General features: G+C 73.5%; 13 protein-coding genes. 8 read left to right on the top strand and 5 right to left on the bottom strand.

What is annotated here, in order from left to right:
* The first annotated feature begins 19 nt into the window (after positions 1–19).
* Complete coding sequence (locus tag ACLIRP_RS16675) at positions 20–853, top strand: DnaJ C-terminal domain-containing protein (protein WP_412061602.1); 834 nt, start codon at positions 20–22, stop codon at positions 851–853.
* A 9-nt stretch (positions 854–862) separates the two neighbouring features.
* On the opposite strand, the gene ACLIRP_RS16670 is transcribed toward ACLIRP_RS16675, so the two are convergent.
* On the bottom strand, positions 863–2,803 hold the full coding sequence (locus ACLIRP_RS16670; protein ID WP_412061601.1) for a sulfatase-like hydrolase/transferase: 1,941 nt from the start codon (positions 2,801–2,803) through the stop codon (positions 863–865).
* Between the two features lie 222 nt (positions 2,804–3,025).
* Between ACLIRP_RS16670 and ACLIRP_RS16665 the strand changes: the two genes are divergently transcribed.
* From ACLIRP_RS16665 to ACLIRP_RS16655, 3 genes are all read left to right on the top strand, one after another.
* Entirely contained in the window at positions 3,026–4,414 is a 1,389-nt protein-coding gene (locus tag ACLIRP_RS16665) for a 1-acyl-sn-glycerol-3-phosphate acyltransferase (RefSeq protein ID WP_412061600.1), read from the top strand.
* A gap of 94 nt (positions 4,415–4,508) precedes the next feature.
* Entirely contained in the window at positions 4,509–5,246 is a 738-nt protein-coding gene (locus ACLIRP_RS16660; protein WP_412061599.1) for a hypothetical protein, read from the top strand.
* Positions 5,233–5,886 carry a hypothetical protein gene (locus ACLIRP_RS16655; protein ID WP_412061598.1) on the top strand — a complete coding sequence of 218 codons (654 nt, stop codon included), beginning with the start codon at positions 5,233–5,235 and terminating at the stop codon, positions 5,884–5,886. Before ACLIRP_RS16660 ends, ACLIRP_RS16655 begins: the two co-directional genes overlap by 14 nt.
* 25 nt (positions 5,887–5,911) lie before the next feature.
* Here ACLIRP_RS16655 and trxB read toward each other — a convergent pair whose 3' ends face one another.
* Both trxB and trxA read right to left on the bottom strand, forming a co-directional pair.
* Positions 5,912–6,961 (bottom strand): thioredoxin-disulfide reductase, encoded by a 1,050-nt coding sequence (gene trxB, locus ACLIRP_RS16650; protein WP_412061597.1) that lies wholly within the window; start codon positions 6,959–6,961, stop codon positions 5,912–5,914.
* 129 nt (positions 6,962–7,090) lie between these two features.
* Complete coding sequence (trxA, locus tag ACLIRP_RS16645; RefSeq protein ID WP_412061596.1) at positions 7,091–7,423, bottom strand: thioredoxin; 333 nt, start codon at positions 7,421–7,423, stop codon at positions 7,091–7,093.
* Between the two features lie 216 nt (positions 7,424–7,639).
* Here trxA and ACLIRP_RS16640 point away from each other — a divergent pair, with 216 nt between their 5' ends.
* Both ACLIRP_RS16640 and ACLIRP_RS16635 read left to right on the top strand, forming a co-directional pair.
* The gene (locus tag ACLIRP_RS16640; RefSeq protein WP_412061595.1) at positions 7,640–9,682 is read left to right on the top strand and encodes an ATP-binding protein; all 2,043 of its coding nucleotides are present in this window, start codon (positions 7,640–7,642) and stop codon (positions 9,680–9,682) included.
* Positions 9,683–9,691: 9 nt separating this feature from the next.
* Entirely contained in the window at positions 9,692–10,882 is a 1,191-nt protein-coding gene (locus ACLIRP_RS16635; protein WP_412061594.1) for a sensor histidine kinase, read from the top strand.
* 74 nt (positions 10,883–10,956) lie between these two features.
* Here the strand turns inward: ACLIRP_RS16635 and purL are convergent, their stop codons facing one another.
* A complete protein-coding gene (purL, locus tag ACLIRP_RS16630) occupies positions 10,957–13,338 on the bottom strand; it encodes a phosphoribosylformylglycinamidine synthase subunit PurL (RefSeq protein WP_412061593.1) in 2,382 nt (793 codons plus the stop codon).
* 556 nt (positions 13,339–13,894) lie between these two features.
* Between purL and ACLIRP_RS16625 the strand changes: the two genes are divergently transcribed.
* Positions 13,895–14,329 carry a hypothetical protein gene (locus ACLIRP_RS16625; protein ID WP_412061592.1) on the top strand — a complete coding sequence of 145 codons (435 nt, stop codon included), beginning with the start codon at positions 13,895–13,897 and terminating at the stop codon, positions 14,327–14,329.
* A gap of 106 nt (positions 14,330–14,435) precedes the next feature.
* The gene (locus tag ACLIRP_RS16620; protein WP_412061591.1) at positions 14,436–14,843 is read left to right on the top strand and encodes a DUF805 domain-containing protein; all 408 of its coding nucleotides are present in this window, start codon (positions 14,436–14,438) and stop codon (positions 14,841–14,843) included.
* A gap of 106 nt (positions 14,844–14,949) precedes the next feature.
* Here ACLIRP_RS16620 and ACLIRP_RS16615 read toward each other — a convergent pair whose 3' ends face one another.
* Positions 14,950–16,659 (bottom strand): T9SS type A sorting domain-containing protein, encoded by a 1,710-nt coding sequence (locus ACLIRP_RS16615; protein WP_412061590.1) that lies wholly within the window; start codon positions 16,657–16,659, stop codon positions 14,950–14,952.
* Positions 16,660–16,682: the final 23 nt, after the last annotated feature.

The following is a 16,682-nucleotide window of genomic DNA, read 5'->3' as shown; positions in this document are numbered from 1 at the left end:
ACACCGTGGGCCGCTCACCATGGCCGAAGTTACCGACTACTACGAACTGCTCGGGGTCCCCGAGACCGCCTCTACGGAGGCGATCAAGCGGGCCTTCCGCGCGCGCGCGCGGGGCTCCCACCCCGACCACCACCCCGGCGACCCCGAGGCGGAGGAGCGGTTCAAGACGCTCCAGCGGGCCTACGAGACGCTGTCGGACGCCCGCCAGCGCGAAGCCTACGACGAGGCCCGCCTGGGCTGGACCGGCCTGGGCGACTTCCAGGACCACACGCACGGCGCCCCCTTCGGCGACCGCTACGACCCGCTCGTGTCGCTCTTCTTCGGCGACGCCCCCCCGGCGACCGGCGTCGGGGCCGACGTCGAGGCCCGAGTCAAGCTGACCTTCGACCAGGCGCTGCGGGGCGGCAAGACGGAGGTCCGGCTGGCGGGCGGCGAGTCGGTCCGGCTGACGGTCCCCAAGGGCGTCCGGTCCGGCCTCAAGGTCCGGGTCAAGGGCCGGGGCAAGGCCGGGCAGGGCGGGCGCGGCGACCTTTACGTGACGTTCCGCGTCGACCCCGCCGGCCGGTTCCGACGCGAGGGCGACAACCTGCACGTCGTCGAGGCGGTGTCGGCGATCGAGGCCATCCTGGGCACCACGCGGTCCATCACGAACGCCTACGGGCAGACGGTGAAGGTCCAGATCCCGCCGGGCACGCAGCCCGGCGAGCGGCTCCGCCTGCGGGGCCAGGGTGTCGAGACGGCCACGCGTCGGGGCGACCTGTTCGTGGAGGTCCAGGTGACCGTCCCCCGCCAGCTCTCCGAGGCCCAGCGCCGCGCGCTCGCCGACGCCGCCCGCCAGATCGGGCTGCTGTAGGGCGCGTCGCTAGTCGACGATGGAGATGACCCGGTCGAAGGCGAAGAGCCGGCCCCAGGCGCGGACGACGTAGGCGCCGGCCGGGAGGGTGCGCAGGTCGACGTCGAGCCGGACGCGGTCGTTGGCTTGGACCTGCTCGTTGTAGAGGCGGACGAGCCGGCGGCCGAGCGCGTCGAACACGTCGATGCGGACGCGCTGGCGCCGCTCCACGTCGAGCGACAGCCGCAGGCGGCCGGTCGTCGGGTTGGGGAAGGCGCGGAAACTGGCCTCGACGGGCGTCGCGGCGATCGCCAACGCGGCCCCGGTCCAGACGGCGGGCCCCTCGGCGGCCCGCAGCTCGACCCGGACGGTGTCGCCCGCAAGCGCCGGGGGGACGACGACCTCGGCCTCGCCCGCCACGACCGGCGCCCGACCGATCACCTGGCGCGCCCCGTCGACCAGTAGCGCCAGCTCCAGGTCGCCCTCGACGCCGATGGCGTCCCAGCCGATCGAGAGCGAGCCGCCGGGCACGGCGTCGCCCGAGACGCGGCCCGCCAGCGCGTCCACGCGCGGCGCGGCGCGGGCGTCGACGGCGGCGCAGGCCGCGCCGGTGCAGCTCGCCAAGCTGTCGAGGCGGGCCCGCAACCGAGCCCGGGCGTCGGCGCCGACGAGGTCGACGCGGCTCTCGACCTCGTACGGGTCGAACCGGAGGTCGTAGATCTCCGACTCGCCGGAGACCGGGAAGTCGGCGTACTTCACCCCGCCCGCCGTCACCAGCGCGCGGTAGTACGGGGCCGCGTCGGGGCGCCAGCCCTCGAGGAGCAGCGTCTGGCGCCACGGGACCGCCTCGCCGCGCAGCAGCGGCGCCAGGCTCCGGCCCTCGTAGTGACCCGGGATCGGGGCGCCCGCCAGGTCGAGCACGGTCGGCGCAACGTCGACGACGGAGACGAGCGCGTCCGAGACCGCGCCGGGCGCGATGCCGGGGCCGGACACGTAGAACGGGACGTGCGCGCTCCGCTCGTAGGGGAAGCCCTTCGAGAACCGCACCCGGTGGTGGCCGAGCATGATGCCGTTGTCGGAGACGAAGAAGACGTACGTCTCGTCGTCGACACCGAGGGCGACGAGCTCGGCCCGGAGCTCGCGGATGGCGTCCTCGACGGACAGCATGGCCTCCAGCCGGCTCCGGTAGAAGGCGTCGAGGAAGCCCGCGTCGCTGATCCGGGAGCGCCCGCGGATGAGGTCGTGCTTGTCGGAGACGTCGTTCTCGTTGAAGTCAGGGTCGCGTGGGATAAAGGCGCCGTCGAAGGCGCCGCGGTGCCGCGGCGCCGCGACGGCGACGGGGGGGTCCTCGATGGACTCGGCGTGGGGCCCGTAGAGCGAGAGGTACAGGAAGAACGGCTGGTCGCGCTCGACGGCCCGGCGGACGGACGCGACGGCGAGGTCGGCCTCGAGGTCGGTCCGATAGACGCCCGTGCCGACGTACGACGTCATCACCTCCTGCCCCTCGATGTCCTCGAACGTCTCGAAGTCGGTGTACAGCGTCGAGTCGCCGACGACGGCCGAGAACCGGTCCCAGCCGGGCGGCGCGTAGAAGTCGTCGCGGCCGGGCCACCCGTTCGTCGGCTTGCCGATGTGGGCGGTGTAGTAGCCCGCCTCACGCAGCCGGACCGGGAAGCTGCGGTCCTCCCAGCCGGCCTCGCGCCAGTCGAGGTAGTACGACTTGCCGTTGAACAGGAAGCCGTTGGTGTGGGTGTTCGTCCCGGACAGCAGGGCCCCGCGCGAGGGGCCGCAGATCGAGTTCGGGATGTAGCCGTTTCGGAAGTCCAGCCCGGCTCCGCGCGTGACCTCGGCGAGGCCGCCAAGCCGCTCCATCGACTGGAGGTCGAGGTCGTCGACGTAGACCAGCACCACGTTCGGGCGCTGGGCGCTCGCCGACGCGGCCAGGGCGAGGAACAGGAGGGCGATCCGCATGGCGCTGGTGCGGGCCGGCCGACCGCCGCTCCCACGGGCACGAAGATACTCGGGCCGCGATTCTGTACGGATGAGTCGTCGGGAATAGGATGCCCGCGCTCCTCCCCAACCCCGTCGCCCTGCGCAGGGGCGACGGCAACCGGCGCTCCGCAGCACCGACGAGCCGGCCGCTGGCGCGAGCCTGTCTCCAGACTATCCTTCCCACTGCCCCCCGCCCCGTCCGTGCCGCCTCCGCTCCGCTACCGCGCCCTGCGCGGGCTCGTCCGCGCCCCCATCCGCGCCTTCTTCCGCCGCGTGGACGTGGAGGGCGCCGAGCACGTGCCGACGGACCGGGGCGGCGTGCTCGTCGCGTGGCACCCGAACGGGCTCATCGACCCGGCGCTGATCCTGGCCGCCTTCCCCCGCCGCGTCGTGTTCGGCGCGCGCGAGGGGCTGCTCCGATGGCCGGTCGTCGGGCCCATCATGCGGGCGCTGGGGACCGTCCCGATCTACCGCTCGGTCGACCAAGAGGCGCTCTCCCCGGAGGCGCGGCGCGCGGCGAACCGCGCGAGCCTGGGGGCGCTCGCCGACGCCGTCGCGGGCGGGTCGTTCGCGGCGCTCTTCCCCGAGGGCACCAGCCACGACGAGCCCGGGCTCGCGCCCATCCGCGCCGGCGCCGCCCGGCTGGCGCTCCAGGCCGCCGAGCAGACGCCGCCCGACGCGCGCGCGCCGGTCGTCGTCCCGGTCGGCCTCCACTACGAGGCCAAGGGCACGTTCCGCACGCGCGCGCTCGTCACCTTCCACCCGCCCCTCCCCATCGAGGGCGACGCCGACACGCTGACGGCCCGGATCGAGGCGGCCCTGGTCGAGGCCGTCCGCCCGACCGAGAGCTGGGCGCTCCACGCGCTGATGCACCGCGCGCGGGCGCTGATCGCCGCCGAGGCCGCCGCCCGGCGCGGCGAGCGCCCCCGCGACTCGATGGCGCTCCGGGCCTCGGGCTACGCCCAGATCTGGCACGGCTACCACGTCCGCACCCAGACGCACCCGGCCGACATCGAGGCGCTCCGCCGCGACACGCGGGGGTACCACCGTCAGATGGAGCTGCTCGACCTCGCCGACGCCGACCTCGACCGGCCGCCGCGCCTGGGGTCGGTCGTGCTCGTGGCCGGCGCCGTGCTCCAGGCCATCGCCGTGCTGCTGCTGCTGCCGCCGCTCCTCGTCATCGGCTACGCCGTCAACCTGCCGCCGTACTGGGCGCTCAAGGGGCTGACGGCACTCGTCGCCAAGGCGGGGTCCGAGGCGGCGACCGTCAAGATCTTCGGCGGCGTCGTGTTCTTCCCCGTTGCGTGGGTCGTCTTCGGGACGCTGGTCGCGCTCAGAGTGGCCGGGCTCGACGCCGTCGCGCCTGGGCTGGTGCCGGTCGCGGCGGGCGTGGTTGGGGCCGTGCTGGCGGCCGTCGGTGGCGCGGCGGCGCTCGTCTACGGCGAGGTCGCGATCGGCGCGTGGCGGGCCGTCCGCGTCCGCGTCGCGCGCTGGCGCCACGCCGACCGGCTGGCGGCGCTCCGCGCGATGCGCGCCGACCTCCACGACCGCTTCGTCGCCCTCGCGGACGGGTTGGAGCTGCCGAGGTAGCGCCCTGGCGGCCCCGAGCCAGGTGCCGGTGGCTTGGATGGGCAGCGCCCACGCCCTATCTAGAGGATCCGAGTCCGGTTTCGCCTGCCTTCTCATGCGCGCCCGTTGTCCCGTCGTGCTGTGCGTCCTCGCGATCGCCCTCGTGGCGGCCGGCGCGACCGCCCAGAGCAGCAACTCCCAACTCGTCGAGCGCTACGTCGACACCCAGGCCGTCGCGGAGGCCACGCAGGCGCTCCAGCGGCCGGTCTCGTTCGAGAGGGATCGCTCCACGCTGTCGGACCTCTCGACGTACACCCTTGAGGACCAGGCCCTGACGCTCGCCGCCAACCCGGCCCTCAGGGTGACCGTCTGGGTCGGGACGGGCGCCGACGGGGACGAGCGACTCGCCCTGGCCCGGTTCCGCGCGTTGACGCGCGAGTTCGAGGCCCTCGGCGTGGACCGCCGCCAGCTCTGGCTGGTCGCCGACCCGGACGCCGCGCACGTGGCGCCGGACGAGGCCGCCATCGGGTCCCTCTACGAGGGGGCGCTGGAGTACGGCGTGGCCCTGGTGCCGCTCGACATCCGCGCGTGGCCGGGCGCGGAGGTGTTCGTCTTGGCCTTCCGCCACGTCCAGCACCACCCGGACGCCGTGTGCGCGCCGCCCTCGGACGCGGAGACGCTGCTGGCGGACAATCAGGGCGGGGCCCGGCTGTGGCACTCCAAACGGAAGGTCCTCGTCGTGGGCCGGGACGACGAGCGGCTGTCGACGCTGTCTCACCACGTCGGCCTCGACGCCCAGCCTATCGACCTCGCCGCGCAGGTCCACGACGCCCGGTGCGATGACGCCCCGTGAGGCCTACGACAAAGCCGTCGGCGCCGCTGGCGACGTCGCCGTCGGCGTGCCCGGGCTCGCGTTCCTCGCCGGTGGGCTGACGCTCCCCGAACGAATGCAGGATCTACTCCTCGCGGTCATCGCCATCGTGACGGCGGCCACGATGGGCGTCGTGTTTGTGAGCCGGGTCGCCATCGAGGGGTGGGCGCCGGAGCGGGTCCGACGGCACCTCGCCGTGTCGGGGGTGCTCGGCGTCGGGCTGGTCCTGGCGTGCTTCGTCGTGCACGGCACCGTCATTGCCGAGGTCACCGTGGACGGCTCCGCCACCCCGCTGTTCGTCCCCGCCATCGCCGACGGGGGGCTTCAACACCCCTACCTCGACTGCGGGATGGACAACTCGCCGACCTGCCGGAGCGGGGGGGTCTTGATGATGGCCGAGTCGGCCCGTGCGGTCGCCGACAGCATGATGAGTTATGGCGCGGGCGACATCAAGATCCCTGAGGGTCCGGCCCACACGGTGTGGACGGTCGGGATCGTGGTCGTGTTCGCTCTCGGGGCGGCGGCGCTCGTCTACCTCGCCGGGCTGCTCCGCGTGCGCGGCCTCCAACGGCTCGCCGACCCGGCGACACCGCCCGGCCCGGCTCCCGGCGCGGAGGCCTGAGCCCCCACGCGCGACGGCTAACGGACTACGCCTCGACCGTCTCGCCGGTGTCCGACGACTCGGCCGGGGCCGCGTGGTACTCGGTCTCCGTGCGCGGCCCGTCGATCACGTCGCGCTCGGCGAGCCAGCGCTCGGCGTCGATGGCCGCCATGCAGCCCGTGCCAGCGGCCGTCACGGCCTGGCGGTAGACGTGGTCCTGGGCGTCGCCGCTGACGAAGACGCCCGGCACGTCGGTGTACGTCGAGTCGGGGTGCGTCTGGACGTAGCCGGCGTCGTCCATGTCGAGCCAGCCCTGGAAGAGGTCCGTGTTGGGCTTGTGGCCGATGGCCACGAAAAAGCCCGTCACGGGCAGCTCGCGCGCCTCGCCGGTGACGGTGTCCTCCAGCGCAAGCGCCTCGACGGCGTTCTCGCCCGTGACGTCCGTCACGACCGTGTTCCAGTGGACGCGGACCTTGGGATTGCTCAGCACGCGGTCCTGCATGATCTGGCTGGCGCGCAGGCTGTCGCGGCGATGGATCAGGTGGACGGTGCTGGCGAAGCGCGTCAGGAAGAGGGCCTCCTCCATGGCCGTGTCGCCGCCGCCGACGATCGCGATCTCCTCGCCGCGGAAGAACGCACCGTCGCACGTGGCGCACGCCGAGACGCCGCGCCCGAGCAGGCGCTTCTCGTTGTCGAGCCCGAGGTACTTGGCGCTCGCGCCGGTCGACACGATGACCGCGTCCGCCAGGAGAGGCGTCGTCTCGTCGACGACGAGCTTGTGCGGGGTCTCCGACAGGTCGACGTGGGTGACCGTCCCCCACTGGAGCTCGGCGCCGAAGCGCGTCGCCTGCTTCTGGAGGTCCTCCATCATGTCCGGGCCCATCACGCCGTCCGGGTAGCCGGGGAAGTTCTCGACGTCGGTCGTGGTCGTGAGCTGGCCGCCGGGCTCGGGGCCCTGCACGACGAGCGGCGCGAGGTTGGCGCGCGCGGCGTAGAGGGCGGCCGTCAGCCCGGCCGGGCCGGTGCCGACGATGACCACGGCGTGGCGGGCGGCGGCGTCCCAGTCGAGGCCGGGGGGGAGTGGGGCGGGCGTCATAGATCCGGAGAGAAGAGGAACAGAGGAGAAAGGAAAAGAGGAGAGGCCGAAGAGGACGGGCGGTGTTGGGCGCGCATGGCGCCGGTCTCCCGCCTCCTCTCGTCCTCTCCTCCCGTCCTCTCGTCGTCGCTACGCGGCCTGCGTGGCCAGCGTGTCGAGCTTCTCGGCGAGCACCTTCTTGGGGACGACCCCGACCATCTGGTCGACGGGGCGGCCGTCCTTGAAGAACAGGAGCGAGGGGATCGAGCGGATCCCGTACTTCATCGCCGTCTGCGGGTTGTTGTCGACGTCGAGCTTGATGATGGTGGCCTTGCCGTCGTACTCGGCCGCGAGCTCCTCGATGGTCGGGGCAATCGTGCGGCAGGGGCCGCACCACGTCGCCCAGAAGTCGACGAGGACGGGCTGATCGGTGGCGAGGAGCTCGTCGAAGGTGGCGTCGGTGCCGGTGACGTAGGTGGACATAGTCGGGTTGGGGGGTTGGGCGGGATGTACGGTCCGCAGGGGACCGGGTTCGTTCGGGCCTCCAGACGGGCCCGGCCGCGACGGTCTTACGACGCCCGAAACTAGCGCGGAGGCGCGGGCGCGGCAGGGGGGGCCCAGGGCATCCCTGAGTCGGGGCCGGGGCGGCTATAGCCACGTGCCGGGCCCGACGATACAACGCAGGACCCCCCTCCTGCCGTGACCCTCCCCTCCCCCCTCCGGCTCGCCGCGCTGGTTGGCCTCGGCCTGCTAGCGACCGCCGCCGCCGCCCAAGACGCGTCGCCGGCCGCCGACTGGAACCGGTCCATCGACGCCATCAGCGGGCTCCTGGCCGACGCCGACGGCGACCGCATCCCCGACCGCCTCGGCGCCCCCGCGCTCGTCGCCGGCCGCGTGACGGTCGGGACCGGCGTGCTCCGCTCGGACGTCGCCGAGATCTACATCCAGGACGGAACCGGCGGTCTCCGCCTGTTCTTGCCGCCCGAGGCCGGGGCCGTGCTAACGGGCGACAGCGTGATGGTCGCGGGCACGCTCGGCTTCCGCGCGGGCACGGCCGAGATGGTGGCCCCCAGCGTCCGCACCGTCGCCGGGCCCGAGCGCGAGGTCGTCCCCGTCGCGCTCGACGCCGTCGACCGCGAGCGCGGCCGGCGCGGGCCCGACCTCGAAGGCCACGAGGGCGAGATCGTCCAGATCGAGGGCCGGGTCCTCGAGATCGCCGACTCGCCGAGCGGGCAGGCGCTCGTGATCCTGAGCGGCACGGACCTCATCCAAGTCTTTTCCTACGCCGCGCGGCCCGAGCCCGTCGTCTTCGACGCGCTCCGGATCGGGGATTACGTCCGCGTGACGGGCGTGGCGTCCCAGAGCGACGCCGAGCCGCCGTTCACCGGCGGCTACGTCGTGTACCCGCTCGTGCAGGCCGACGTCCGCAAGTCCGGGCTGTCGCCGACCGAGTACCGCTACAGCGTGATCGGGGCGGTCGTGCTGCTGCTGGTGGCGCTGCTGTGGGCGGTCATGCTGCGGCGGCAGGTCCGGCGCCGGGGCGAGGCGCTGCGCGCCTCCGAGGTCCGCTACGGCCACCTGTTCGACGCCGCCGCCGACCCCGTCGTCGTGCTCGACGTCGGCCGGGGCGGCGAGATCGTCGAGGCCAACCGCGCGGCCCAGAAGGCCTTCGGGGTCGACGTCAACGGCGACCGGGCCGACGGCCGGCCGGTGCGGCTCTCGGAGCTGGCGGCCGACGAGCAGGAGTCGGCGCTGCACCTGGCCGAGGCCGAGACCCGGGGCGCCGCCTCGGGCACCCTGGAGCTGCTCGAGACCGACGGCACGGTCGTCCCGTACGAGATCGCCACGCGCCAGCTCCGCGACCGGAGCACGTTCGTGGCCGTCGCCCGAAACGTGACCGAGCGCCGCAACTACGAGCACGGCCTGCTCACGGCCATCTCGGCGGCCGAGGAGGCGCGGGAGCAGGCCGAGGAGGCCGCCCGCCTCAAGAGCTCGATCCTGGCCAACATGAGCCACGAGATCCGGACGCCGCTGACGGCCATCCTCGGCTTCGCCGACATCTTGCGCGAGGAGGTCCCCGAGGACCTCTACGAGTACGCCGACACCATCCACGGCGGCGGCCAGCGCCTGCTCGACACGCTCAACGACATCCTCGACTTCGCCCGGCTCGACGCCGAGCGCGCCTCTGTCCTGCCCGAGCCGATCGACGCGGCGCTCGTCGTGCGCGAGTCGGTCGGCCTGCTGGCGCCGCTCGCGCAGCGGAAGGGGCTGGGGCTGCACCTCCAGTCGTCGTCGGCGTCGGTCCCCGCCGTCCACTCGGCGTCGGCGCTCGGCCGCGTGCTCACGAACCTGGTCGGCAACGCCATCAAGTTCACCGAGAAGGGTGAGGTCCGCGTGTCGCTCCACGCCGCGCCGACGTTCTTCGCGATTCGCGTGCAGGACACCGGCGTCGGGATTGCCGACGAGTTCCTGCCGGAGCTCTACGAGGCGTTCAAGCAGGAGTCCGACGGCCACCGCCGCGACTTCGAGGGGACCGGCCTCGGCCTGGCCATCACCAAGCGGCTCGTCGACCTGATGGGCGGCGAGATCCGGGTGTGGAGCAAGAAGGGCGAGGGCACGCTGTTCGAGGTCGCGCTCCCGATCGAGAGCCCCTCCGCTCCCGACGCCCCCGACGGTGCGCTGCTCGGCGACGCCGCCGGCGACGGCGCCGCCGACCCCGTCACCCTTGGCCAGCCCGCCTAACCCTCCCCCATGATGCTCTCGCCTCTCGTCGCTGCTGCCCTGGGACTCGCCGTCGGCGCCGCCGTCGCGGCGGCCGCCGCGGCCGTCGGGCGCCGCCGCCAACGCGCCGCGCAGGCCCGGATCGCGGCCACCGAGGCCGAGCGCCGGGCGCTCATCGAGGGGGCCCCAGATGTGACCCTGGTCCACGCGCTCGACGGGACGGAGATGGAGGCCAACCGTGCTGGCCGCGCCGCGCTCGGCGTCGCCGACGGGGTCGGGCTGGCGCTCCTCGACGCCGTGGCCGTGGCCGACCGCGCCGCCGCCCGCGCACACCTCGCGGCGCTCGCCGACACCGGCACCGCGCGCTCCGACTTGCGCATCGCCGGGCCCGGGACCGCCCCTGTCGTGCTCGACGTGCTCTCGCGCGTCGTCGAGGTCGGCGGCCAGCGCCGTGTGGTCTCCGTCGGCCGCGATGTGACCGCGCGGCGCGCCGACGAGCGCCAGCTCATCGAGGCGCGCGACCACGCCGAGGAGGCCGCGCGCGTCCGCAGCCAGTTCCTGGCGAGCATGAGCCACGAGATCCGGACGCCGCTCACCTCGGTCGTCGGCTTTACCGAGATCCTGCGCGACGAGGTCGCCGAGCCCCAGCGCGGGCTCGTCGAGGCGATCGAGGCCGGTGGCCAGCGCCTGCTGGCGACGCTCGACTCGGTCCTCGACCTCGCCACGCTCGATGCGCGCGCCGAGACCCTGCGCCCCGCCCCCATCGACGTGGTCGCGGCGGTCGATACCGCGATCGACAAAGTCCGCGCGCAAGCAGCCGCCAAGGGCATCGCGCTCGACGTGTCGGCCGCCCAAGCCGCCGTCGGCGCCACGCTCGACGCGGACGCGCTCGGCCGCATCCTGGCGCACGTCGTTGGGAACGCGGTCCGCTTTACCGAGACTGGCGGCGTCACCATCGAGGTCGACGCCGACGCGTCGGCGGTCGCGCTGCGCGTCATCGACACGGGCATCGGGATCCCCGAGGATCAGCTGCCGACCCTCTTTGACGGCTTTGCCGAGGGCCGCGGGTTCGGACTGGCGATCTCGCACCGCCTCGTGCAGCTCATGGGCGGCTCGATCACGGTCGAGAGCCGCTGGCGGGCCGGGACGGCGGTGAGCGTCGTGCTCCCGCGCGGCGAGGCCACGCTGCCGGCGCCCCGAGAGGCAACGGCGATGGCGTAGCCCAGAGGGCCCACCTCGACCCCGCGGCGCGGACCTCCCTTCCCAGACCGGCGCGGCCTGCGCCAGCCGGGGCGTTACAGGGCGGCGACGGGCTCGCCCATGGCGTCGGGGATCGCGGAGTCGTAGGGCTGCTTGAGATCCACGACGGCCTCGTCGACGACGGTCGTGCCGCCGACGGCGATCGCCAGGCGATCCAGGCCGACGGTGCCGAGCGTCGTGACGCGGGCGCCGTGCCGGGCCGCGAGCGCCTCGACCTCGGCGGTCCGCTCGTGCGCGACGCTCAGGACGACGCGGCTCTGGGCCTCGCCGAACAGGACGGCGTCGAGCCGGGCGTCGGTCGCCGGGAGCGAGACCGAGGCGCCGAACCCGCCGTGCAGGCAGCTCTCGGCGAGCGCGACGGCCAGCCCGCCGTCGGCGCAGTCGTGGGCGCTCTTGACCAAGCCCGCGCGGATGGCCGCGAGGACGGTCGCGTGGACCGTCTTCTCCTCCTCCAGGTCGAGGTGGGGAGCGTCGCCGGCGGTGCGGTCGTGGCGCGTGTGGAGGTACTCCGAGGCCTCGATGCCGCCGGTGTGCCACCAGCCGGCGGGCGACACCAGGAGGATGGCGTCGCCGGGCGCGCGGAAGGCGGCGGTCGTGGCGTCCCGGTCGACGTCCTCGACGAGCCCGACCATGCCGATCGTGGGCGTCGGGAAGATGGCGCCGTCGGGGTTCTCGTTGTAGAAGCTCACGTTCCCACCGGTGACGGGCGTGCCGAAGGCGCGGCACGCGTCGCCCATGCCGCCGACGGCCTCGGTGAACTGCCAGTAGACCTCGGGCTTGTAGGGGTTGCCGAAGTTGAGGCAGTTGGTGACGCCGAGCGGCTCGCCGCCGGCGCAGACGACGTTGCGGGCCGCCTCGGCGACGGCGATCTGGGCGCCGCGCCGGGGGTTGAGGTAGACGTAGCGGCCGTTGCAGTCGGTCGCCATCGCGAGCCCACGCTCGCCGGTGCCGGGCGAGACGGGGCCCTTGACGCCAGCAGGTCGGGCGGGAATCGGCTCGGGCGCGCGCGTCGCCGTGCCCTTGAGGCGGACGACGGCGGCGTCGGTCGGGCCGGGCCCGGCGACGGTGTTGGTGCGGACCTCGGTGTCGTACTGCTCGAACACCCAGCGCTTGCTCGCGATGTTGGGCGCGCCCATCAGCGCGACGAGTGCCTCCCCCGCGGTGTCGGCGGTCACGTCGGGGATGGCGTCGAGGTCGGCGCCGAGGGTGTCGTCGAGGTAGGTCGGGCGCGAGGTCTCGCGGTAGTAGACGGGCGCGCCGCCGCCCAACACGAGCGACTCGGCGGGGATGTCCATCACCAGGTCGCCGTGCCAGTACACGCGGACGTGCTCCGAGTCGGTGACGACGCCGATCTGGACGGCGTGCAGGTCCCACTTGTCGAAGACGGCCTCGATCTCGTGCTCGCGGCCCTTTTCGACGACGACCAGCATCCGCTCCTGACTTTCGCTGAGCAGCAGCTCGTAGGGCGTCATGCCCGTCTCGCGCTGGGGCGTCTTGTCGAGCTGGATGTCCATGCCGACGCCGCCCTTCTCGCTCATCTCCGACGACGAGCACGAGATGCCGGCCGCGCCCATGTCCTGCATCCCGACGACGGCGCCGGTGCGGATGGCCTCGAGCGTGGCTTCCAGGAGGAGCTTCTCGGTGAACGGGTCGCCGACCTGGACGTTGGGGCGGTTGGCCTCGGAGTCCTCCGAGATCTCGACCGAGGCGAAGGTGGCGCCGTGGATGCCGTCGCGGCCGGTCGCCGAGCCGACGATGTAGACCGGGTTGCCGACGCCCTGGGCCGTCGCCGAGACCGTCTCGCCGACCTTGACGATGCCGACCGACATGGCGTTGACGAGCGGGTTGCCCTCGTACGCCGGGTCGAAGACGACCTCGCCGCCGACGGTCGGGACGCCGAACGAGTTGCCGTAGCCGCCGATGCCGCGGACGACGCCGTCGAACAAGAAGCGGACGCGGGGGTTGTCGAGCGAGCCGAAGCGCAGGCTGTTGAGGCTGGCGATGGGGCGGGCGCCCATCGTGAAGATGTCCCGCTGGATGCCGCCGACGCCGGTCGCGGCGCCTTGGACGGGCTCGACGGCGGACGGGTGGTTGTGGCTCTCGATCTTGAAGGCGCACGCGAGGCCGCCGCCGATGTCGACCAGCCCGGCGTTTTCGTCGCCGGCGGCCGCGAGCAGCTTGTCGCCGTCGCGGGGGAGCGTCTTGAGGAGCGCGATGGAGTTTTTGTACGAGCAGTGCTCGGACCACATCACCGAGTAGACGCCGAGCTCGGTGTAGGTCGGCGTGCGGCCGAGGACGCCTTGGATGACGGCGTACTCGTCGTCGGTCAGGCCGTGCTCTCTCGCGAGCTCGGGGGTGACCTCGGGGTCCCCGTCGAGGGACCGGGGCAGGCTGTGGGGCGGCGGCTGGGGCGTCATCTCGGGGGCGTCGGGCGGCGGGGCCGAAAGGTACCGGCGGGCGGGGCGGGGGATCGGCCCGCTCGCGAGCGGGATCGGCGCCCCCGCACGGAGCGGGCGCGGCTCTCCGAGACGGCTCCGCGGCGCTCCAAGGAGGCGCTGCGACAGCTTGCGCAGGCGCCGCGCCGACTCGCGTCGACAGCCGGGGAGGCAGGCTGCGCGGGGGCAGGCTTGCTGCGCGTTGGCTGGCGCTGGCCTTCGACTGTCCCTCTCCCGAGGGGAGAGAGGACGTTGTACGTGGGGCCCTTCTCTCGAGACGGATGCGCCCGCGAGGTGAGCAGAAAGCTCCAGTCTGGACCTCCCCTCCCGGACGGGAGGGGTCGGGGGAGGGCGACCGGCTGGCGCGAGCGGTCTGGCTTTCGCAAGCAGGCGGACACCCTCACCCTGGCTTCGCCGACGCTGCGCGTTGTCCCTCTCCCGAAGGGAGAGGGGACGGCGTAGGCGGGGCTTGCACCAGCGAGTCGGCTAAGGCGGGCGGGCGGGCGACCGATATCGAGGGGACACGTCTGACAGTCCCATGCGCCTCGCCTCGCTCATCGCCCTGCTTCTCGTCACTGCCGGTTGCCACGACGGGGTGACGGAGAGCTACACCTTCGAGCCCGGCGAATTCGACCCGGACTCGATGCCGGGGATCGAGCGGCTACGCGCCGACGCCCTGGCTGGCGATCCGGATGCCCAATTCCGACTGGCGTTTTACGAGCACCCCATGACGGGCGACCCGGCCGGAGCGATCCCGACCCTGGAGCGACTGGCGGCGGACGGCCACCCCGGGGCCACGAGCGCAATGGCGGCGGCGTATCGGGATGGGCAGGGCGTCGCCCAGGACGATGCGCAAGCGGCGCGGTGGCTGGCGCGGGCGGCGGCGCTGGGCGACGAGGACGCGGCGCGCGACCTCGCGGCATACCGGGCGCACGTCGGGGCCAGCGCTCCGCCCAACACGGGCGCTCCGTAGGCCCGGTCGCCAGCGGCGGGCGGGGTCGTGGGTCGGCGCGTGACCTCCGCCAGGGCGGGCCTGCGTAGGGATTGGCGTCCCCTCGCCCCCTCACACCCCTGCCCCCATGGACTGGTACCTCGACGTTCTCCGAAACCACTACGCCGACTTCGACGGTCGTGCGCGCCGCAAGGAGTACTGGATGTTCTTCCTCGTCAACGCGATCGTCTACCTGGGCATCCTTGCGGTCGCCGGCGCCCTCGGCAGCATCTCCGAGTCGCTGGGCGCCGTCGTCGGGATGCTCTATGTCGTGTATGCCCTGGCCGTGCTGGTCCCGAGCGTCGCCGTCACCGTCCGCCGGCTTCACGACACCGGCAAGAGCGGGTGGATGGTGCTGATCGCCCTGATCCCCATCGTCGGCCTCGTGCTGATCTACTTCATGATCGTGGAGGGCGACGCCGGGCCCAACGCGTACGGCCCGGACCCGAAGGACGCGGTCGAAGGGGACATCGCGAGCGTGCTCGACACGTTCTAGACGGAGGCCCGACAGGCGAACGCCGGGCCCCTCCCACAGGGGCCCGGCGCTCTAGCTCAGACGCGGGCCGTGACGGGCGCGCGACCGAGATCCGTGGCCCCGCGGCCTAGCGGACGACGCTGACGGTGCGCGTGGCCGCGCCCGCCTCGGCGTCGAGGCGCAGGACGTAGACGCCCGGCGCGAGCCCGGCGGTCGGGACCGGGACGGCCGCCGCGCCCGCGGCGAAGGTGCCGTCGGCGACGACGGCGACCCGGCGGCCGAGCGCGTCCACGAGCGTGATGCGGACGGTCTGGGTGCGGTCGAGGGTGAACCGGACGGTCGCGTCGCCGCGCGTGGGGTTCGGGAAGGCGTCGAGGGCGAGCCGGTCGCCGGCGGGGCCGGCCGTCGTGGCCGTGGCGAACGAGGCGTTCAGGAAGCCGTCGCTGTCGAGGGCCGTCCAACCCGCGAGCCAGCCCCTCCCGCTCGGGGCGAAGGCGCCGCGGTAGTCGACGGCGTCGAAGAAATCGTCCGCGAGCGGCGCGGCCGAGAAGTCGGCGCCGGCGGCGGCGGCCGTCCCCGGGCCGGGGCGCGGGTCGAGGGCGGCGGCGCCCTGCGCGCGGCCGACGCCGCGCAGGCCGGGGTCGGTGTAGACCGTGCCGGCGGCGGTCAGGGCCGGAACGACGGCCGAGGCGGGCGTGCGGTCGGCCCCCTCCTGGACCAGGCTGGCGAGCGTGCCGTCGTAGGCGCCGAAGGCCCAGAACAGGCTGTTGGCGACGACGAGGTCGCCGGCGTCGAGCCGCTCGCGGCTGTCGGCACCGCTGGCGAGGTCCTCGATGCGGAGCGCCTGGGCCGGGAAGTCGGTCCAGACCGAGTTGTAGTACCGGCCGCCGGCGTTGTCGCGAAAAAAGACGGCCGGGCTGTTGCCGTCGTCGTTCGTCGGCGCGGCCGACTGGCCCGAGCCGATGTAGGTCACGTTCGAGATCGTCGGGATGGAGAACGGCGAGGAGCCCTCGCCGCCGAGCGAGTTGTTGCCGCCGTCGTGCTCGCCGGCGCGGCCGGCGATGTCGGCGGCCTGGAGCGAGAACCAGTACTGCCCCTTCCCGCTGAAGCCCTCGTCGTAATCGAAGGTGTCGTCGCCGCAGAAGGCGCCGGCGAGGTACTTGGCCTCGACGGTCCCGCCGAAAAACTCGAAGCAGTCGTCGAGATTCGCGTACACCTCGACGTGCTCGACGGTCGTGCCCGCGCCGACGGCGCCGAGCGTGAGCCCGTTGATCTCGTCGCCCTCGACGCCCGAGATGGAGAAGCCGCCGTGGCGGATCGAGACGAAGGTCAGCGAGCCCGAGGAGTCGTCGGGGTCGGACCCGCCGTAGAGCGCGTCCTCCTCGGCGGGGATGCCCTCGACCTGGACGTCGATGCGGTTGCCCGCGCCGTCGTTCGCGTTCGTCGGCGCTCGGCCGAGCACGATGACGCCGCCCCACAAGCCGCGGTCCGTCGGCAGCGTGTCGAAGGGGTCGGCGACGTCGTCGATCTCGGCGGTAAAGATGACGGGCGCGTCCTGCGTCCCGTCCGCGACGAGCTGGGCGCCGCGCCGGACGACGAGGGCGCTGGCGCCGTCGCCGGTCGTGATGTTGCTCGCCTCAACGCCCTTGACGACGGTGCCGGCCTCGATGGTCAGGCGGGCGCCGCTGGCGACGAAGACCAGGCCGTCGAGGAGGTAGGTGTTGCCCGCCGTCCAGGTGGTGTTGGCGGTGACGTCGGCCGTCACGCGGACGGTCTGGGCGCTGGCGAGCGGCGCGAGGAGCGCGAGCGCCAGCAGGAGCGAAGCAAGGCGGGACATGAGGCGGGGGGAAGGGAGAAGGG

It is taken from the genome of Rubrivirga halophila, from assembly GCF_046845755.1.
Classification (GTDB): domain Bacteria; phylum Bacteroidota; class Rhodothermia; order Rhodothermales; family Rubricoccaceae; genus Rubrivirga.
The sequence above is the reverse complement of the archived record's forward strand: the minus strand, read 5'-3'. Positions and strand labels throughout refer to the sequence as shown.